The sequence below is a fragment of the Streptomyces sp. NBC_00691 genome, from assembly GCF_036226665.1.
Lineage (GTDB): Bacteria > Actinomycetota > Actinomycetes > Streptomycetales > Streptomycetaceae > Streptomyces.
Genome location: NZ_CP109007.1, coordinates 6,558,268 through 6,577,346, shown reverse-complemented (window position 1 = coordinate 6,577,346; position 19,079 = coordinate 6,558,268). Strand labels below are relative to the sequence as shown.

Here is a 19,079-nt window from a genome sequence, read left to right as displayed (position 1 = left end):
CAGTCGGGCCGGGCTCGACAAGGGGGCGTTGTCAGTGGTGTGCGTTTCACTGGGAACATCACTCTCCGTGATCAGATCTGGGGGAATCATGACGGACCGTACGACCTATGTGAGCCACGCCGGGGTACGCCGCCGCGGCTGGACCGACACGATGGTGCGGGAGCTCCTCGGGACACCCGACGTGCAGGGCCGCGACCCGCGCCGCTGGTCCCCCGCGCCCCTGCGGCTCTACCTCCTGGCGCGGGTCCAGACGGTGGAGCGGACCCCCGAGTTCGCCGAGACGTCAGCGCTCTCACCGGCACGCTCCTCGGCCGCCGCGGCCCACGCCGAGCGGCGCCGGGGCGCCGTCCTGGCCGCGATCCGCGCGGAGCCGATCGAGGTCCCCCGCCTCCCCGGGCCCGAACTGGAGCGGCGGGCCGTCCGGCACCGGCGGTTCCTGGGGACTCGAAGTCCCGGGGCGTCACCGGGAGAGGGGGCTCAGGCCGGCGCGCTCGTCCGGTGGCAGGTGAACTATCTCCGGCACGCCCTCGCGCGGTACGAGGCGCTGCTCGACGGGCTGTACGGGGACACAGGGCGCGGCGAGGCCGAGCGGCTGCTGCGGCGACGGCTGTACGAGGCGATCGGCGCCGCGTATCCGGCCCTGGCCCAGGAGTGCCGCCGCAGGATCGCGGTGGAGCGGTGAGCGGGCGCGCGGCGGGGGCCGCCGGAGGTCACCGCCCCAGGGAGCGCGCGAGCACCCGGCAGGCCGCCGGGATCGGGGCCACGATCCGGACGTCACACCGGATGCGGAGCTCCTCCGCCGCCTCTCCCAGTGGGCCGCCGCCGATGACGACCGCCCGTGCGCCGTCCCGCTCCACGCAGGCGCGGACCGCGTGTTCCAGTTCGTCGAGGAGCGACTCCGGAGCGGCGGAGAGGTGTTCGGGTGCACCGGTGGTCAGACGGAGGCCCGTGTACCGGTCGGCGAGGCCCAGGGCCGCCACCCGGGCCGCGATGGCCTCGGCCAGGAGCGGTGTCGTGGTGGCGATGCCGAAGGGGGTTCCCCCGGAGGCCGCCTCCCGGAGGGCCGCCTCGCCCAGGCCGACCACGGGCACGTCGGTGGCCGCGCGCAGCTCCGCCGCGCCCGGGTCGCCGAAGGCGCCGACGACGAGGGCCGCGCAGTCGCCTGCGGCCGTGGCGCGGAGTCCCGCGGCGACGACCTCGCGTGCCGCGGCGTCCAGCGCGGCGGGGTCGGTGAGCATGCGCGGGCCCCGGGTCACCGTCACGCCGCGGACGGGAATGGCGCCGCCCAGGGCGCGCCGGGCGAGGGCGGTCATCATCGCGGTCGTGGCGGTGGAGGTGTTGGGGTTGATCAGCACCACGGCCCCGGGCCCCGCGGCGTGTGCGGGGACCGGGGCGTGCGGTGGGGCAGCGGGCGGGTTCAGTGGACGTGCGCCGCCTTCGCCGTGCGGCTGCCGGAGATCTCGTCGCCGGGCTCCATCGGCGCGGTGACGTCGTCGTCGTCCCGGCCCCGGCCCAGGTGGTTGAAGACCACGTTGAGCAGGACGGCCGCAACGCAGCCGGTCGAGATGCCCGAGTCCAGGATGATCTTCGCCGTCTCCGGGAAGGCGTGGTAGAACTCCGGCGCGGTGATCGGGATGATGCCGACGGCAAGCGACACGGCCACGATGAGGACGTTGTTGTCCTTCTCGAGACCGGCCTTGACCAGGGTCTGGATGCCGCTGGCGGCGACCGAGCCGAAGAGGACGACGCCCGCGCCGCCGAGGACCGGCCGGGGGACGACCGATATCAGCGAGGCGGCGACCGGCGAGAGGCCCATCAGCACCAGGAAGCCACCGCCGCAGGCGACGACGAAGCGGCTGCGGATCCGGGTCATGGCGACCAGGCCGATGTTCTGGGCGAAGGCGCTGCACATGAAGCCGTTGAAGAGCGGGCTGATCGCGGAGCCGAGGGTGTCGGCACGCAGTCCGGCCGCGATGGTCTTCTCGTCGGCGGGCCGTTCGACGATCTCGCCGAGGGCCAGCATGTCGGCGGTCGACTCGGTCATCGAGACCAGCATGACCACACACATCGAGATGATCGCGGCGAGGGCGAACTGGGGGCCGCCGAAGTGGAACGGCGTCGGGAAGCCGACGATGTCCGCCTCCGTCACCGGGGAGAAGTCGGTGACGCCGAACGGGATGGCGATGACCGTGCCGATGACGAGGCCCAGGAGGACCGCGATCTGCTTGACGAAGCCGCGGGTGAAGCGGCGGAGCAGGAGGACGACGACGAGCGTGACGGCGGCGAGCGACAGGAACGTGGTCGAACCGTAGTCCTTGGCCGCCGGGTTGGGCCCCTGGGCCCAGCCGAAGGCGACCGGGAGGAGGGAGACACCTATGAGGGTGATCACGGTGCCGGTGACGACCGGCGGGAAGAACCGCACGAGCCGGGAGAACCAGGGGGCGGCGAGGAAGCCGAGGAGTCCGGCGACGATGATCGCGCCGAAGATCACGGGGAGCGCGTCGGCCTTGTCGTCGGTGGTGTCGACGATGGCGAGCATCGGCGCGACGCCGGCGAAGGTGACGCCGTTGACGAAGGGGAGGCGGGCGCCGATCTTCCAGACCCCGAGCGTCTGGAGGAAGGTCGCCAGCCCGGCGGTGAAGAGGCTGGCGCCGGTCAGGAAGGTGAGTTCGGTGCCGGAGAGGCCGACGGCCGCTCCGACGATCAAGGGCGGGGCGACGACGCCCGCGTACATGGCGGCCACGTGCTGGAGGCCGCTGGTGAGCATCTTCAGTGGGGGCAGCGTCTCGTCGACCGGATGCGTCTCGCGGTCGTCGGGGGCGGAGCCTGCGTCTGTTGCATTGCGAACCTGGGGCTTGGCGGCCACGGCGGTTCCTCCGGTCGGGTACACGTCGGCGGTGACGCGGGGTTCAGGGAGGTGGTGCGATGCGGTGCGGGGTGCAGGAGGTGCGGCTCGTTGCGGGGCGGTGCGGGGGTGGTGCGGTGCGCGCGCGGGGAGTCGGCGACGCGGGGACGGGAGCCCGGTGGGGGTACGGGCGCGTATCACCGTCCCGGGAGGTGCCGTACGTCTTCTGCGTACGGCACCTCCCGGTCGGGCTGCCGCGGACCCCGCTCGGGTCCGCGGCGACCGACCGAGGGCCGTCCCCCCCGGTCGGACTCCATGGGGAGGGTCAGCCCTGGGCCGCGATGCGGGCCAGGCGCTGGGCCTCCGCGCGCGCGTCGCGCGCGATGGTGTCCTCGTCGACGGTGAGCAGTCGGTTGTTCTCGACGATCTGCTTGCCGTTGACGAAGGAGGCCGTGACCGGAGCCGCCGCGCCGAAGACGATGGCGGTGACCGGGTCGGCGATGGTGGAGTGGCCGAGGCCGTCGATCTTCCACAGGACGAAGTCGGCGAGCTTGCCGGCTTCGAGGGAGCCGATGTTGTCGGCACGGCCGAGGACCTGGGCGCCGCCGTAGGTGCCGAGGCGGAGGGCCTGGCGGGCGTTGAGCGCGGCCTCGCGGTGGGCGCCGAGCCGGTTGATGAGGAGCGCGTTGCGCAGCTCGGTGTGGAGCTCACCGGACTCGTTGGAGGCGGTGCCGTCGACGCCGAGGCCGACGGGTACACCCGCCTTCAGCATGTCGGGGACGCGGGCGATGCCGGCGGCCAGACGCGCGTTGGACGAGGGGCAGTGCGCCACACCGGTCTTGGTGCGGGCGAAGGCCGCGATGTCGGAGTCGTTCATGTGGACGCAGTGCGCCATCCACACGTCCTCGCCGAGGAAGCCGGTGGACTCGAAGTAGTCCGTCGGACCCATGCCGAAGAGCTCGTGACAGAACTTCTCCTCCTCCACGGTCTCCGAACCGTGGGTGTGCATGCGCACCCCGAGGCGGCGGCCGAGCGCGGCGCCCTCCCGGAGGAGCTCGGTGGAGATGGAGAAGGGCGAGCAGGGGGCGACGGCGACCTGGGTCATCGCGTCGAAGGAGGCGTCGTGGTACTTCTTCACCGTCTCCTCGGTCGCGGCGAGCGCGCCCTCGGTGGTCTCGACGGCGAAGTCCGGCGGCAGGCCGCCGTCCTTCTCGCTGCGGTCCATGGAACCGCGGGCGAGGGTGAAGCGGACGCCCATGTCGGAGGCGGCGCCGATGATGGCACCGGACAGGTCGCCGGAGTTCACCGGGTACACGTAGTGGTGGTCCATGGCGGTGGTGACACCGCCGCGGGCCATCATGGCCAGCGAGCCCTGCGCCGCGGCGCGCACCATCTGCTCGTCGATCCGCGCCCAGGTCGGGTAGAGGGCGACGAGCCAGTTGAAGAGGTTGTGGTCGGTCGCCAGACCCCGGGTGATCCACTGGTAGAAGTGGTGGTGGGTGTTGACCAGACCGGGCGTGACGAGATGGCCGGTGGCGTCGATGCGCCGGACCACGTTCTCCAGGCCCTCGGGAGCCTTGCCGGCGCCGATGGACTCGATCTTGTTGTCCGCGACGACGAGGTAGCCGGAGGCGTACTCGGTGTCGTTCGCGTCGACGGTCGCGATCGCCGCGTTCTCGATGACGATGCGCTGGGCTGCCGAAGGTGCTGCCATGGCGGTGCTTCCTTCATTCCTCGGGGATGGTGTGGGCACGGCAGGACCCTAGGAGGATTTGAGTGCCGGAGCCGTGTGACGGCTCCGGGTGCCGAGATGGTGGAAGAAGAGATTCAGCAGGACGGCGACGAGCGCGCCGGCGCTGATGCCGGAGCCGAGCACGGTCTGTGCCCAGGCGGGGAACTCGACGTAGAAGGTGGGCGCGGCGAGCGGGATGATGCCCGCTCCGAGCGCGACCGCCACCAGGATGATGTTGGAGCTGTCGTCGAGTCCGGCTTCCGACAGGGTACGGATGCCGCTGACCGCGATCGAGCCGAAGAGGACGATGCCGGCGCCGCCGAGGACGGGCATCGGGACCATGGAGACGACCGCGCCGAGGACGGGGAAGGCGCCGAGGACCAGCAGGGCGCCGCCGGCGACGGCGACCACGTACCGGGAGCGCACCCGGGTCAGCGACACGACGCCGACGTTCTGGGCGAAGGCCGAGGTCGGGAAGCCGCCGAAGACGGGACCGACCAGGGTGGCGATGCCGTCGGTGCGCAGTCCGCGGGTGATGGTCCGGCCGTCGCTGCGCCGCTCGCAGATCTCGCCGAGGGCGAGCATTCCGGCGCTGGACTCGGTCATCAGCACCAGCATCACGATGCACAGGGAGAGGATCGCGGCGGGCTGGAACTCGGGGGCGCCGAAGGCGAAGGGGGCGGGCAGGGCCGCGACGGGGGCCTCGCGCAGGGCGGTGAAGTCGGCCATCCCGGACGGGATCGCGGCGAGGGTGCCGATGAGGAGGCCGAGCAGCAGGGCGATCTGCTTGACGAAGCCCTTGCCGAAGCGCTGGAAGAGCAGGATGACGACGAGGGTGAAGCCGGCGAGCGCCAGGTACTTCATGGCGCCGAAGTCGGCGGCGTTCCTGTCGCCGCCCTGGGCCCAGCCGACGGGCACGGGCATCAGGGTGACCCCGATGAGGGTGATGACGACGCCGGTGACGAGCGGCGGGAAGAAGCGCAGGAGCCGGCCGAAGAAGGGTCCGACGGCGAGGCAGAACACTCCGGCGACCATCACCGCGCCGTAGATGGCGGGGAGTTGGTGGCCGGGGGCGCTGGTCTCGGCGATGGCGAGCATCGGTGCGATGCCGGCGGAGGAGGCGGCGTTGACGAACGGCAGCCGGTTTCCGGCGAAGCCGCGGACGCCGAGGGTCTGCAGGATGGTGGCGCAGCCGGCGATGAGCAGGCTGGCGGCGATGAGCCGGGTCATTCCGGCGGTGTCCAGGCCGACCGCCTGGCCGATGATGAGCGGAGGGGTGACGACGCCGGCGTACATGGCGGCGATGTGCTGGAGCGCCGCGGGGACGAGCCGCGAGGCGGGGAGCTTTTCGTCCACCGGGTGGACCTGGTCGGTCGTGTCCGGCAGGGTGGAACACGGGCCTTTGGCGGATGCCGGCCCCTTTGCTGGCTGTGCCATGAGAATCCCTCCGGTCCGGCGCGGCCCCCGCCCGACTGCGGGCGGGCGGGGGCCGGACACTCGGACGCCGCTTAGAGGTTGGTCATGTCGACCGGGATCTGCGCCGTGGCTCCGTCGCGGAGGACGGTGGCCTCGATGAGGCCGTACATGCGGTCGGCGGCGTAGTAGACCTCGTTGTCGTTCTTGAGGCCGAAGGGCTCGAGGTCGACCAGGAAGTGGTGCTTGTTCGGGAGCGAGAAGCGGACTTCGTCGATCTCCGAGCGGTGGTTGATGATGCGCGTGGCCATCTGGTACAGCGTCTGCTGGAGGGAGTACGAGTACGTCTCCGAGAAGGCCTCGAGCATGTGCTTCCTGGTCTGCTCGTAGGACCGCTCCCAGTTCGGCATGCGCTGCTCGTCGTCGGTCCAGTTGAACCGCCACCGGGCGGACACCTGCGTGGCCAGGATGCGGTCGTACGCCTCCTGGAGCGTCGTGTACTGGTCCTTGATGTAGCCCCAGAACTCCGAGTTGGTGGAGTTCATGACGACGAGGTCCTTGAGGCCGGAGATGACCTCCCACTTCTCGCCGTCGAAGGTGATCTGGCTGACGCGGGTCTCCTGGCCCTTGCGGGCGAAGGAGTGGTTGACCTCGTCGGCGCCGATGAACTTGGAGTTGGCCTCGGAGGACGCGATGCGCTCCCAGGAGTACTCCTCGATCCGGATGCGCGCCTTCTTGATCGGCTCCTGGCTCGTCACGAAGTGGCGGGCGAGGTGGATGCCGAACTGCTCGGCGGACTCGATGCCGTACTCCTTGGCGAACGCGAAGATGGTGTTCTTCGTCGTGTCGGTGGGGAGGCAGTGGGCGTTGGAGCCGGTGAGGTGGACGTCGTCGAGGTCGCCGGAGAGGGCGACGGAGACGTTCAGGTCCTTGATGTGGTGGGTGTCGCCGTCCCGCGTGATCTTGACGACGCGGTTCTCTGCTTTGCCGTACTGGTTCTGGCCGAGAATCGTGGGCATGTCTGCTAGCTCCCTCGGTATACGGAGTAGCCGAACGGGTTGAGCAGCAGCGGTACGTGATAGTGCTCGCCCGGCGTGACGGCGAACGTGATCGCCACCTCCGGGAAGAACGCACCGCTGTCCCTTACGCGGGGGGCGTCCTGCTGCGCCTCGGCTTGCTTCTTGGAGAAGTACGACTCGACCTCGAAGTCGAGACGTACGTGGGTGGTGCCCTCCGGCAGCGCCGGCAGGTCCTTGCAGCGCCCGTCCGCGTCGGTGGCGGAACCGCCGAGCGCGACCCAGTCCGCGTCGAGGCCGCTGCGGGCCGCGAGCGTGATGGCGACGCCCTCGGCGGGGCGGCCGATGCTGGTGTCCAGGATGTGGGTGGACACCGAGGCCGTGGTGTCGGTGCTCATGCGGAGCTCTCTTCCTCGGAGGTCTCTACGAGACGGGTCAGCCGGATGCGGTTGATCTTGCCCAGTTCGGTGCGGACGATCTCCCGCTCCGCCTCGGGCGAGTTGTCGATCCGCCGGCGGAGCGCGTCGCGCATCTGCTCGCCGGTCAGGCCGGTGGCGCAGATGAGGAAGACGTGTCCGAACGTGTCCTGGTAGGCCAGGTTGAGTTCGAGCATCTCGGCCTTGAGCTCCGCGGAGGCGCCGGCCATCCCGCTCTGTTCGCGGGAGGAGGTCGGGTCCCCGGCCTTCGGACGACCGATCGGCGGGTGCCCCGCCATCGCCTCGGCCAGGTCCTCGGCGGTCAGCTCGGCCATGGCGGCGTCGCTGGCGAGGAAGAGGGCCTCGGCGGTGGTGTACGGGCGCTGGGCGAGGATCTGGCTCCCCCACGCCGAACTGGAACACACCTCGTGGAGCGCGGCGAGGGCCTCGCTGTCCGCGGACGTGTTGAACCGGGTGAGGCCCGGTGTCGTACCTGAAGTCACGGGAAGCCTCCGTGGCTGTTTTTCGCTGTGCGTCGGACGGGCTGCGGATAGCTAACGCCCTCCGCAACACGACGTCAACACTTTGTTGAAAACTCGGCCACGCAAAAGCCGTCGTCCCGACATCCGGACGACGGCTTGTGGCCACACATGATCAACTACTCGCCCTTGGCGGCCTTTTCCCTGCTCAGGGCGGTCTCCCGGTTGAGGTAGTTGTACACGGTGAAGCGGCTGACACCCAGTGCACCCGCGACCGTCTCCACGCCGTGGCGTACCGCGAAGGCCCCGCGCGCCTCCAGGAGGCGGACGGCCTCCTGCTTGGCCTTGCGGTCCAGTTCGGCCAGCGGCATCCCGTGCCGCCGCTCCATCGCCGCGAGGATGTGATCGAGGGAATCGGACAGCTGCGGCAGCCGTACGGCGAGGACGTCCTCCCCCTCCCAGGACAGGACGACGTCGTCGGCCTCCGCCTGGGAGGGGACGACCAGCTCGGCGCCCATGGCGTCGACCAGCGGCTTCACGGCGGTGACCAGAGGGTGCTCGTTCACTTCTCGCCCTCCCCGAGCACGTTCACCTGGAGCGAGACGCGGGTGGCACCGGCGGCCAGCGACTTGCGCAGCAGCGCGTCGACGGCGGTGAGCACCTCGTCGGCGCCGCCCTCCGCGGTGTTGCCGAAGGGGCCGACGTCGACCGCGTCCAGCCGGGCCGACTGGATGACCTCACGGGCCACGACCGCGTGCGCCGGGGCCTCGTCGAGGTCGAACGGCTCGGTCGTGAACTCCACTCTCAAACGCACCATGGCCCCACGCTACGGCCCCACTCCCGTCTACGGGAGCCCCGGACCTGCGGGGACCCCTTGACAACCACCTCCCCCGCCTTGCAACATTCCGTCAGACAGAAACTTACTTCCGCGATACGGAAGGAGCGCCGCCCCTCATGGGATACACGGACCAGCGCTTCGATGTGAACCTGTCGATCCTCTTCACGGAACTCCCGCTCCTGGAGCGCCCCGCGGCCGCCGCCGCGGCGGGCTTCACCGCGGTCGAGCTGTGGTGGCCCTGGATCGACACCGCCACCCCCGAGCAGAGCGAGCTCGACGCCCTCAGGAAAGCCCTTGAGGACGCCGGCACCCAGCTGGTGGGCCTGAACTTCTACGCCGGACAGCTTCCCGGCCCCGACCGCGGAGCCCTCTCCGTGCCCGGGGACGAGTCGGACCGCTTCCGCGCCAACATCGAGGTGGCCGCCGACTTCGCCGCCTCGGTCGGCTGCAAGGCGCTCAACGCGCTCTACGGCAACCGCGTCGAGGGTGTCGACCCGCAGATCCAGGACACCCTCGCCCTGGAGAACCTGGTCCTGGCCGCCCGCGCGGCCGACCGGATCGGCGCGATCCTCCTCGTCGAGACCCTCAACAAGCCGGAGTCGCCGCTCTACCCGCTGGTGAGCGCCCCCTCCGCGATCGAGGTCATCGACAAGGTCAACGCGGCGACCGGGCTCGGCAACGCCAAGTTCCTCCTCGACATCTACCACCTGTCGATGAACGGCGAGGACGTCAGCCGGGTCATCGCGGAGTACGCGGCCAAGACCGGCCACGTCCAGATCGCGGACAACCCTGGCCGCGGCGCGCCGGGCACCGGCGACCTGCCGCTGGAGCAGCTCCTCGACGAGCTGAAGAAGGCCGGGTACGAGGGCTGGATCGGCCTGGAGTACAAGGCCGCCGACGCCGCCGCGTCCTTCGAGTGGCTCCCGGCCGAGGCCCGCCCCGCCCGCTGATCCGCCGACCGGCGCCCCCTCCCCCGTACCACCATGTTTCGAGAGGCACCCTCACCATGAGCACTCTTCCCAAGATCGCTTGGATCGGCCTCGGCATCATGGGTTCGCCCATGTCCGAGAACCTGATCAAGGCCGGCTACTCCGTCACCGGCTTCACCCTGGAGCAGGACAAGCTGGACCGCCTCACCGCGGCCGGCGGCACCTCCGCCGCGTCGATCGCCGAGGCCGTCGCGGACGCCGACGTGATCATCACGATGGTGCCCGCCTCCCCGCAGGTCGAGGCCATCTCCTACGGCCCGGCCGGCATCCTGGAGAACGCCAAGCAGGGCGCGCTGATCGTCGACATGTCCTCGATCACCCCGCAGACCTCGGTCGACCTGGCGAAGAACGCCGAGGAGAAGGGCATCCGCGTCATCGACGCGCCCGTCTCCGGCGGCGAGGCCGGTGCCATCGAGGCCGTCCTCTCGATCATGGTCGGTGGCGAGAAGGCCGACTTCGACGAGGCCCTCCCGATCCTCGAGGCCCTCGGCAAGACCATCGTCCTGTGCGGCCCGCACGGCTCCGGCCAGACGGTGAAGGCCGCCAACCAGCTGATCGTCGCGGTCAACATCCAGGCCTGCGCCGAGGCCGTGGTCTTCCTCGAGAAGTCCGGTGTGGACCTCGTGGCCGCCCTCGACGTCCTCAACGGCGGTCTGGCCGGTTCGACCGTGCTGACCCGCAAGAAGGACAACTTCCTGAACCGGGACTTCAAGCCCGGCTTCCGGATCGACCTGCACCACAAGGACATGGGCATCGTCACCGACGCCGCCCGCAACGTCGGCGCCGCCCTCCCGGTCGGCGCGGTCGTCGCCCAGCTCGTGGCCTCGCTGCGCGCCCAGGGTGACGGCGGCCTGGACCACTCGGCCCTGCTGCGCGCCGTCGAGCGCCTCTCCGGCCAGCAGGTCTGATCCCGCGCCCCCGTGAGCGGGGGCCCCAGATTTCCGGTCGGCGGCGGCGCTGACAACTGTCCTGTCGCGCCCAGGCGCCGCCGCCGACCGGAACACCACACTTCCTTTTCAACAAACTGTTGACGTCGTGTTCGAGCCGAATCTACGCTCCTCGCACCGTCAGCAGAGCTCCCGTACGGAAGGTCACGATGTCGAAGCGCGTGCTTACGACCGAGTCCGGCGCCCCCGTCGCCGACAACCAGAACTCCGCCACCGCCGGCGTCGGTGGCCCTCTCCTCCTCCAGGACCAGCACCTGCTGGAGAAGCTCGCGCGCTTCAACCGTGAGCGGATCCCGGAGCGTGTGGTGCACGCCCGCGGCTCCGGCGCGTACGGCTACTTCGAGGTGACCGACGACGTCACCGGCTACACCAAGGCGAACTTCCTCGGCGAGGTCGGCAGGAAGACCGAGACGTTCATCCGCTTCTCCACCGTGGCCGACTCGCTCGGCGGCGCGGACGCCGTCCGTGACCCGCGCGGCTTCGCGCTGAAGTTCTACACCGAAGAGGGCAACTACGACCTCGTCGGCAACAACACCCCGGTGTTCTTCATCAAGGACCCGATCAAGTTCCCCGACTTCATCCACTCCCAGAAGCGCGACCCCTTCACGGGCAAGCAGGAGGCGGACAACGTCTGGGACTTCTGGGCCCACGCCCCCGAGGCCACCCACCAGATCACCTGGCTCATGGGCGACCGCGGCATCCCCGCCTCGTACCGTCACATGAACGGCTACGGCTCGCACACCTACCAGTGGACCAACGAGGCGGGCGAGGCCTTCTTCGTCAAGTACCACTTCAAGACGAACCAGGGCATCCGCTCCCTCTCCGCCGACCAGGCCGCCGAGCTCGTCGGCAAGGACGCGAACTCGCACCAGACCGACCTGCTGCAGGCGATCGAGCGCGGTGTGAACCCCTCGTGGACCCTGTACGTCCAGGTGATGCCGGCCGCCGAGGCCGTGGACTACCGCTTCAACCCCTTCGACCTCACCAAGGTGTGGCCGCACAGCGACTACCCGCTGCAGCGCGTGGGCCGGCTGGTCCTCGACCGCAACCCGGACAACGTCTTCGCCGAGGTCGAGCAGGCCGCGTTCTCCCCGAACAACTTCGTCCCGGGCATCGGCCCCTCGCCGGACAAGATGCTCCAGGGCCGCCTCTTCGCCTACGCGGACGCCCACCGCTACCGCCTCGGTGTCAACCACACCCAGCTCGCGGTGAACGCCCCCAAGGCGACCGTCGCGGAGAACTACGGCCGGGACGGCGCCATGGCCACCCGCCAGGGCTCGCGCCACGACAAGAACTACGAGCCCAACTCGTACCAGGGTCCGGCCCAGACAGACGCGGCGCTCTCCGCCCCGCTCGCGATCCACGGCTGGACCGGCACCCACGAGGCGCCGCAGCACACCAAGGACGACGACTTCTTCCAGGCCGGTGAGCTCTACCGCCTGATGTCCGAGGACGAGAAGAAGCGGCTCGTCGCCAACATCGCCGGCGGTCTGTCCCAGGTGTCCCGCGAGGACGTCATCGAGAAGAACCTCGCGCACTTCGCCGCCGCCGACGCGGACTACGGCAAGCGCGTGGCCGAGGCCGTCAACGCCCTGCGCGAGGACTGACGGGCCAGCAACACCCAGACTGCGTAAGACACCTGACGGGAGGTCAGTGTCGTACGTGGTCCGGATCGCCGACCCGGATGAGGGGTGGCCGGTGATCCGGACAAGCGTGAGGACCGCGGCGGCGCCGAGCCAGTGCGGTGGTAAGGGCGCCGGTCCCCCTTCTTGACCTGAAAGAAGGGGACAACCGGCCGCCCGTCGGCACCGCCGCGGTCCCAACGCCCCCTCCCGAGCGATTCCCTCCCGAGGGGAGTCCCCGAAGACTCCGCCCGGCGGCGCGAACGTCCTGTCGCGCCAGCCTCGTGCCGCCGGGCGGTCACCAGCCGGAGAGCGCGGAACCAGGTTTACGGTCCCTGGTTCCGCGCTCTTCTCCGTTCCCGCGGCCATGCGCCAGCGCATCGTTTCTGCGGTGAAGATCCGCACCCGCTCGGGCGAGCCCACCGCGATTCGGGTCCAACGGATCCCCGCGCCGGCGCTATCCACTCGTACATGATCAAGAACCTGTTGCGCGGGCTCACCCCGCTCGCCCTCATCCTGTCCCCGCTCGCCGTCACCTCCCCCGCCCTCTCCGCGAACGTCGTGATGCTGCCCGACGCGCTCGCCGAGCTCACCGAGGCGGCCGAGGACCCCGACGGCTTCGGGGAGAGCGCGTTCCCCCACTGGAACGCCGGCCTCGACGCGGCGGACGGCTGCGACACACGCTCCGAGGTCCTGCTCTCCGAGGCCGTCGACGCCCCCACGACCGGTACCGGCTGCACACTGACCGGCGGCCGCTGGACCTCGTACTACGACGGCCAGAGCGTCACCGACCCGGCCGCGCTCCGTGTCGACCACCTCGTCCCGCTCGGCGAGGCCTGGGAGTCGGGGGCCTCCGGCTGGACCGCGGCCCGGCGCGAGCGGTTCGCGAACGACCAGGGCGCCACCGCGACCCTCGTCGCCGTCACCGCCCGCAGCCGGCAGGACAAGGCGGGACGGGACCCGGCCGAGTGGGTGCCCTCGGACGCCGCCCAGTACTGCCGCTACGTCGGCGAGTGGGTCTCCACCAAGCTGCGCTGGGGCCTTTCGGCCGACAAGGACGAGGTGGAGGCGCTCAAGCTGTTCGCCGACGGTCCGTGCGAGGAGACGGTCGTGCTCCGCTCGGCACCCGCGCGGTAGGCCCCTGCGCCCTGCGCTCGGCCCGCGCCAGCGCGTACGTCACGGTGAGCGAGGCGAGGGCGAGGAGCACCATCCCCGTGCGCGGTGAGGTGTACTGGGCGAGGGTGCCGGCGAGCGCCGCGCTCACCCCCTGGAGCGCGAGCATCCCCGAGGTGTGGAGACCGAGGGCGTGACCGCTCAGCTCCTCCGGCACGAGGGCCGTCAGCCGCTCCTGGTGCAGGAGACTCGCCGCGTACCCGCTCGCCGAGACGGTCACCGCGAGGAGCGCGAGCGGCAGCGCCGGATCCAGGGCGAACAGCAGGAACGGGGCCGCGAGCAGTGCCTGCAGCGGGAAGCGGATCCGCCCCCGGAGCCGTTCCGGTACGAAGCGGCCGACGGCGGTGTCCCCGGCCAGCATCCCGAGCGCGGCGCAGGCGAAGAGCAGCCCGGCGCGCTCGGGGTCGTACGGCACGAAGAGCGACTCGCAGCCCACGATCAGCCCGTTGGGGACCCAGAGGGCCAGGTAGGCGCGGCGGCGCGCGGGCGAGGACAGCAACCGCCGGTTCGTGCGCCAGGTCTCGCCGACCGAGGCCCGGCCCGCGGCGCGGGGCGGGCGCGCCCCTAGCCCGGTCCGGGCGAGCAGCGCGGCGGCGAGGTAGAGACCGGCGCCCACGAGGACCGTGCCGCGCGGCGAGAACACCGCGATCAGCAGGCCACCGGTCGCGAAGCCGCCGATCTGACAGGCGCCGACGGCCATGTTCGTCACCGAGCGGCCGAGGAGGCGGTCCTCCCGGGCGAGGATCTCGTTCAGGAGGCCGTGGCGCACGCCGCCGCCGAGCGAGGCCGCCAGCCCCTCGGCCAGCAGGATCGCGAAGACCGCCCCGGTCGGCAGCCCGGGGACCGCGAGGACGGCGGTGCCCAGGGCGAAGAAGAGCGCGATCCCGGAGAGCGCGGTGCGCGGCGGCAGCCGGTCGGCGGCCGAGAGCAGGGTGGCCGCGCCGATGAGCTGGGCGAGCGAGGGCCCGAAGAGCGCGAGGGCGGAGAGCAGCGGGGAACCGGTCGCGCGGTACACGAGTGTGGCGAGACCGAGCCCGGCGACCGTCTGCGCGGCGGTGTGGACGGCGCCGGTGAGGAAGAGCGGGGTGAACTCGGGGGTACGGAAGAGGTCGCGGTAGCGGGGCATGCGGGGAGTCTCGGGGAGCGTCCCGGCCGCCGGTAATGTTTCGCGGGGAGGCGAAACATGGGCTGGTGGCGCATCGGTACGGACACCCTCGCGGGGAGCGGTTTCGTCCTCTCGCCGCTCGCCGAGGCCGTCGCCTCGCTCAAGACGCTGCACGCGGGGGCGATGACACACCCGGGCGAGCGCGCCTGGCTCGACCGGCATCTGGCCGCGTACCGGGAACGGCTCGCGGCCGAGCCGCTCGACGCGCTGCTGGTGCGGGCGGCCATCGGGCCCACCTGGAACGCCGACTTCCTCACTCCCACCCCCTCGGGCGACCGCGAGCGGAGCTTCGAGGAGGAGGTCGAAGCCGTCCTCGCGACCGAACCGGCCGCAGCCGTGACGCAGTTGGCGGTGGCGCTCGGCGGCCCGGTGCCGGAGCCGCTGCGTTCCGCGCGCGACCTGCCGCAGCGGCTCGCGGGCGTGCTCGGCTGGGTGTGGCGGGAGACGGTGCTGCCGGAGTGGGCACGGCGGCGGCGCATCCTCGAGGCCGATGTGACGGCACGGACGGCACGGCTGAGCCGGGAGGGTTGGGCGGCGGCCCTCGACGAACTGCGCCCGGGCAGGACCCGCTGGCTCGGCGACGGCCGGCTCCAGGTCAACACCCGCGACCATCCCGCGCGTTCCCTCGCGCAGGGTCGGCTGCTGCTCGTCCCGGTGACGCCGGCCACCGGCTGGGTGTCGTGGGAAGGGGCGGAGCGGAGCGCGATCGTCTATCCCTGCGCGGGAGTTCTGGCGGACGCGGCCGGGCCGGTCGTGCCCGAGGCGCTCGGCACCCTGCTCGGACCGGCCCGCGCCGGAGTCCTCGTACGGCTCGAACACCCCAAGTCCACCAGCCAGTTGGTGGCCCTCACGGGGCAGGGCCTGGGTTCGGTGGGGCGGCATCTGAAGGTGCTGCTCGACGCCGGGCTCGTACGGCGGGGACGGGCGGGCCGTTCGGTGCTGTACGCGTGGACGGAGGCGGGCGCGGTACTGGTGGCGGCACAGGGAGACCCCCGTCCCGGTGCTCCTCGGGGCGGGGGTCGGTCCCTCTGACGAGGGGGACGATCAGACCTTGAGGGCCTTGATCGCGGTCGGCGCGTGGCCGGGCTCGGTGGCCAGCTCCTCGAACTCGGTGACATCGCTCATGTCGACCGTCTTGCTCATCGCGATGTTGGTGATGCGCTCCAGGATCGCCTCGACGACGACCGGGACCTGGTGCTCGACGGCCAGCTTCTTGGCCTGCTCCAGGGCCTCGCCCAGCTTGTCCGGGTCGGTGACGCGGATCGCCTTGACGCCCAGCCCCTCGGCGACCTTGACGTGGTCGACGCCGTAGACGCCGATCTCCGGGGTGTTGATGTTCTCGAACTCGAGGTTGACCTCGAAGTTGATGCCGAGGCCGCCCTGCGCCTGACGGATCAGGCCCAGGTAGGCGTTGTTCACGAGGACGTGGACGTAGGGGACCTTGTGCTGGGCGGCGACCGCCAGCTCCTCGATCATGAACTGGAAGTCGTAGTCGCCGGAGAGCGCGACGACCGGGGTCTCCGGGTCCGCGGTGGCGGCACCGATGGCGGCCGGGATGGTCCAGCCGAGCGGGCCGGCCTGGCCGCAGTTGATCCAGTGGCGCGGCTTGTAGACGTGCAGGAACTGCGCCGCGGCGATCTGCGAGAGCCCGATGGTGGTGACGTAGCGGGTCTCGGGACCGAAGGCCCGGTTCATCTCCTCGTAGACGCGCTGCGGCTTCAGGGGGATGTTGTCGAAGTGCGTACGGCGCTGGAGGGTCGCCTTGCGCTCCTGCGCCGAGGCGGCCCAGGCGGAGAAGTCGGGCAGCTTGCCCTCGGCCTTCAGCTCCTTGGCGATCTCGATGAAGAGTTCGAGCGCGACCTTGGCGTCGGAGGCGATGCCGTAGTCCGGGGCGAAGATCTTGCCGAGCTGGGTGGGCTCGATGTCGACGTGGACGAACTTCCGGCCCTTGGTGTACGCGTCCAGGTTGTAGCCGGTGTGACGGTTGGCCCAGCGGTTGCCGATGCCGAGGACGAAGTCCGACTCCAGGAAGGTCGCGTTGCCGTAGCGGTGCGCGGTCTGGACGCCGACCATGCCGGCGGCCAGCTCGTGGTCGTCCGGGATGGTGCCCCAGCCCATCAGGGTGGAGATGACCGGGATGTTGGTCAGCTCGGCGAACTCGACGAGCAGGTCGGTCGCGTCGGCGTTGATGATGCCGCCGCCGGCGACGATCAGCGGGCGCTCGGACTCCAGGAGGAAGCTCAGCGCCTTGGCGGCCTGAGCGCGGCTCGCCTGCGGCTTGTAGACCGGCAGCGGCTCATAGGTCTCCGGGTCGAACTCGATCTCGGTCAGCTGGACGTCGATCGGGAGGTCGATGAGGACCGGGCCCGGGCGGCCGGAACGCATCAGGTGGAAGGCCTGCTGGAAGACGCCGGGGACCTGCGCGGCCTCCAGGACGGTCGTGGCGGCCTTGGTCACCGGCTTGGCGATCGAGGCGATGTCGACGGCCTGGAAGTCCTCCTTGTGGAGCTTCGAGACCGGGGCCTGGCCGGTGATGCACAGGATCGGGATCGAGTCGGCGATCGCCGAGTACAGGCCGGTGATCATGTCGGTGCCGGCCGGGCCGGACGTACCGATGCAGACACCGATGTTGCCGGCCTTGGCACGGGTGTAGCCCTCGGCCATGTGGGACGCGCCCTCGACGTGGCGGGCCAGCGTGTGGCCGATGCCGCCGACGTTCTTGAGCTCGCGGTAGAAGGGGTTGATCGCCGCGCCGGGCACGCCGAACGCGGTGGTGACGCCTTCGCGCTTGAGGATCTCAACGGCCGCTGCGGCGGCGGTCATACGAGGCATGGGAGTGCTCCTGCTTCGGCCGGGCGGATCCAAGCCCACCGGTCGGCTCGGGAGCCCGGAGCGGCTTGTTTCCGTAATGCGGAAATACTGTTCTGCTATACGGAAGCAATGTAGGTCGGGCTCCTGAGAGCCGTCAAGAGAAGTCCGACCGGCGGGATCGCGGAAGTGGCCGAACACCTCCCCCCGAGGCGTCCGATGGGTGGACGATGGGGCGGAACGACAGGGGGTTGGCTGTGGTCGATTCGGTACCGGTGCGCTGCCCGGAATGCCTGCGCACGCAGGCGTACGCGGCACCCGTCTTCCCCTGCGCGTGCGGAAGCCCGGTGGCACCACCCGTGACGGCGGGCGCACCGGCGGAACCCATCACGCACCGGAACTGGTCGGACGAGTGGGTCACCGTCCGCTGCGGGGCCTGCGGCCGCGAGGACGACTGGCCGCACCCGGAGACGGGCTGCGCGTGCGGGACGGTGCTGCGGATACCGGTACGGGCGGTGGAGTCGGCGGCGCCGGCGGCGGGCGGGCCCGCGGAGGGCTCCGGAGGACCCGCCGGAGCGTGGCCGGAAGCGGGCGCCGACCGCTCGGACACGGGTGCGGGTACGCGTGCGGGCACGGGAACCGGTGCGGGCACGGGCGCGGGTGCGGGCCCGGGTGCTGCCGGTCCGGGGGCGTCGGGGCCGTCCGGGCCGACAGGTCCCTCCGGTCCCCGTGATCCCCGTCATTCCTACGGACCCGGCGGTACGACAGGCCCGGCCGGTGCTTCCGACCCGATCGCCTCCTTCGCCTCGGACGGGTCGTTCCCGCCCCCGGAGGACGCCTCCCCCGGTACGGAGCACCCCTCGTCGGTCGACTCCGGCTCGGCGTGGTTCGGTGCGGGCCCCGGCGCCGCGGGTACGGGCTCCGACGCCACGCGTACCGGCCCCGGCACCGCGGGTCCCGGCGCGCCCGGAGCCGTGCCCGGGCCGGGGTCCGTCCCCGAGGCCCCCGGGGCCGTGCCCGGGCCCGCCGCCCACCGGCACCCCGGGCACCCGCCCCGTCCTGGCGCGCCCCGCACCTTCGCCGAGCGCTACCCCGCCCACATACCCCTGCCGCCCACCGCCCCGCGTCCCGCCCCGGTGCGCGGGGACTTCCGGCCGCTGACGATCAGGACCGCGCGGGACGCGGTCGCCGCGGCCGCCGGGTACCTGCGCTGGCTGGGGTTCCGGGACGTGGTCCAGCCCGAGGAGCGTCCCGCGTCCGGGGTGGACCTGCGGGCGCCGGGGCTCGTCGCTCAGGTCGACCCGAGCACCCGGCCCACCGGGCTCCGGGCCGTCGAGTGCCTCTGGCTGAACGGACTGACCGCCTCCTCCGTGAGCGTGTTCTTCTCGCTCGCCGGCTACACCCCGGAGGCCCGTTCACGGGCCGCCGAGATCGGCCTTCCGCTCTTCGTGCTCGACCTGACCGGCACCCCGCAGCCGGTGAACAGCGCCGCCGACGACCTGGTCTCGGGGGCCGCATGACGGTGCCGTCCCCGGGCACCGGCCCCGGAGGCGTACCGCCCACAACACCTCGGCATCCGAAACCGGCCATTCACGCGTGACGATCACGCTCCCCCGGGCACAACACCCTCGGGGGG

Annotated in this window: 18 protein-coding genes; 7 read left to right on the top strand and 11 right to left on the bottom strand. The window is 71.4% G+C overall.

Features of this window, described 5'->3' with window-relative positions; translation table 11 throughout:
• Positions 1 to 88 precede the first annotated feature (88 nt).
• Complete coding sequence (locus OG392_RS29685) at positions 89 to 682, top strand: hypothetical protein (protein WP_329284472.1); 594 nt, start codon at positions 89 to 91, stop codon at positions 680 to 682.
• A 28-nt stretch (positions 683 to 710) separates the two neighbouring features.
• On the opposite strand, the gene OG392_RS29680 is transcribed toward OG392_RS29685, so the two are convergent.
• From OG392_RS29680 to OG392_RS29640, 9 genes are all read right to left on the bottom strand, one after another.
• Positions 711 to 1,358 carry an aspartate/glutamate racemase family protein gene (locus OG392_RS29680; RefSeq protein ID WP_329284469.1) on the bottom strand — a complete coding sequence of 216 codons (648 nt, stop codon included), beginning with the start codon at positions 1,356 to 1,358 and terminating at the stop codon, positions 711 to 713.
• Between the two features lie 59 nt (positions 1,359 to 1,417).
• Positions 1,418 to 2,866, bottom strand: a complete 1,449-nt coding sequence (locus OG392_RS29675; RefSeq protein WP_443054929.1) for a nucleobase:cation symporter-2 family protein — start codon at positions 2,864 to 2,866, stop codon at positions 1,418 to 1,420.
• A 304-nt stretch (positions 2,867 to 3,170) separates the two neighbouring features.
• Positions 3,171 to 4,559, bottom strand: a complete 1,389-nt coding sequence (locus tag OG392_RS29670; RefSeq protein WP_329284466.1) for an 8-oxoguanine deaminase — start codon at positions 4,557 to 4,559, stop codon at positions 3,171 to 3,173.
• A 48-nt stretch (positions 4,560 to 4,607) separates the two neighbouring features.
• Entirely contained in the window at positions 4,608 to 6,014 is a 1,407-nt protein-coding gene (locus OG392_RS29665) for a nucleobase:cation symporter-2 family protein (RefSeq protein WP_329284464.1), read from the bottom strand.
• 71 nt (positions 6,015 to 6,085) lie between these two features.
• Positions 6,086 to 7,009, bottom strand: coding sequence for a factor-independent urate hydroxylase (gene pucL / locus OG392_RS29660; protein WP_329284461.1), 924 nt, complete (start codon positions 7,007 to 7,009; stop codon positions 6,086 to 6,088).
• Positions 7,010 to 7,014: 5 nt separating this feature from the next.
• Positions 7,015 to 7,404 carry a hydroxyisourate hydrolase gene (gene uraH / locus OG392_RS29655; RefSeq protein ID WP_329284458.1) on the bottom strand — a complete coding sequence of 130 codons (390 nt, stop codon included), beginning with the start codon at positions 7,402 to 7,404 and terminating at the stop codon, positions 7,015 to 7,017.
• Positions 7,401 to 7,925 (bottom strand): 2-oxo-4-hydroxy-4-carboxy-5-ureidoimidazoline decarboxylase, encoded by a 525-nt coding sequence (gene uraD, locus OG392_RS29650; protein ID WP_329284457.1) that lies wholly within the window; start codon positions 7,923 to 7,925, stop codon positions 7,401 to 7,403. Before uraD ends, uraH begins: the two co-directional genes overlap by 4 nt.
• 155 nt (positions 7,926 to 8,080) lie before the next feature.
• The gene (locus OG392_RS29645) at positions 8,081 to 8,419 is read right to left on the bottom strand and encodes a helix-turn-helix domain-containing protein (protein ID WP_329287531.1); all 339 of its coding nucleotides are present in this window, start codon (positions 8,417 to 8,419) and stop codon (positions 8,081 to 8,083) included.
• Between the two features lie 44 nt (positions 8,420 to 8,463).
• Positions 8,464 to 8,715: a thiamine-binding protein gene (locus tag OG392_RS29640; RefSeq protein ID WP_329287528.1), complete on the bottom strand. Its 252-nt coding sequence runs from the start codon at positions 8,713 to 8,715 to the stop codon at positions 8,464 to 8,466.
• A gap of 140 nt (positions 8,716 to 8,855) precedes the next feature.
• Between OG392_RS29640 and OG392_RS29635 the strand changes: the two genes are divergently transcribed.
• The 4 genes from OG392_RS29635 (at position 8,856) to OG392_RS29620 (ending at position 13,434) form a co-directional block, all read left to right on the top strand.
• Positions 8,856 to 9,689 (top strand): TIM barrel protein, encoded by an 834-nt coding sequence (locus OG392_RS29635; protein WP_329284455.1) that lies wholly within the window; start codon positions 8,856 to 8,858, stop codon positions 9,687 to 9,689.
• A 56-nt stretch (positions 9,690 to 9,745) separates the two neighbouring features.
• Positions 9,746 to 10,636 carry a 2-hydroxy-3-oxopropionate reductase gene (locus OG392_RS29630; protein ID WP_329284453.1) on the top strand — a complete coding sequence of 297 codons (891 nt, stop codon included), beginning with the start codon at positions 9,746 to 9,748 and terminating at the stop codon, positions 10,634 to 10,636.
• Positions 10,637 to 10,824: 188 nt separating this feature from the next.
• Complete coding sequence (locus OG392_RS29625; RefSeq protein ID WP_329284451.1) at positions 10,825 to 12,282, top strand: catalase; 1,458 nt, start codon at positions 10,825 to 10,827, stop codon at positions 12,280 to 12,282.
• 486 nt (positions 12,283 to 12,768) lie between these two features.
• Entirely contained in the window at positions 12,769 to 13,434 is a 666-nt protein-coding gene (locus tag OG392_RS29620) for an HNH endonuclease (protein ID WP_329284449.1), read from the top strand.
• On the opposite strand, the gene OG392_RS29615 is transcribed toward OG392_RS29620, so the two are convergent.
• Positions 13,370 to 14,596, bottom strand: a complete 1,227-nt coding sequence (locus OG392_RS29615) for an MFS transporter (RefSeq protein WP_329284448.1) — start codon at positions 14,594 to 14,596, stop codon at positions 13,370 to 13,372. The two genes, OG392_RS29620 and OG392_RS29615, sit on opposite strands and share 65 nt — an antisense overlap.
• A gap of 57 nt (positions 14,597 to 14,653) precedes the next feature.
• Here OG392_RS29615 and OG392_RS29610 point away from each other — a divergent pair, with 57 nt between their 5' ends.
• Positions 14,654 to 15,667: an ArsR/SmtB family transcription factor gene (locus tag OG392_RS29610; protein ID WP_329284446.1), complete on the top strand. Its 1,014-nt coding sequence runs from the start codon at positions 14,654 to 14,656 to the stop codon at positions 15,665 to 15,667.
• Between the two features lie 12 nt (positions 15,668 to 15,679).
• On the opposite strand, the gene gcl is transcribed toward OG392_RS29610, so the two are convergent.
• Positions 15,680 to 17,458 (bottom strand): glyoxylate carboligase, encoded by a 1,779-nt coding sequence (gcl, locus tag OG392_RS29605; RefSeq protein WP_329287526.1) that lies wholly within the window; start codon positions 17,456 to 17,458, stop codon positions 15,680 to 15,682.
• A 332-nt stretch (positions 17,459 to 17,790) separates the two neighbouring features.
• On the opposite strand from gcl, the gene OG392_RS29600 reads away from it, so the two are divergent.
• Entirely contained in the window at positions 17,791 to 18,963 is a 1,173-nt protein-coding gene (locus OG392_RS29600) for a hypothetical protein (protein ID WP_329284445.1), read from the top strand.
• Positions 18,964 to 19,079 lie beyond the last annotated feature (116 nt).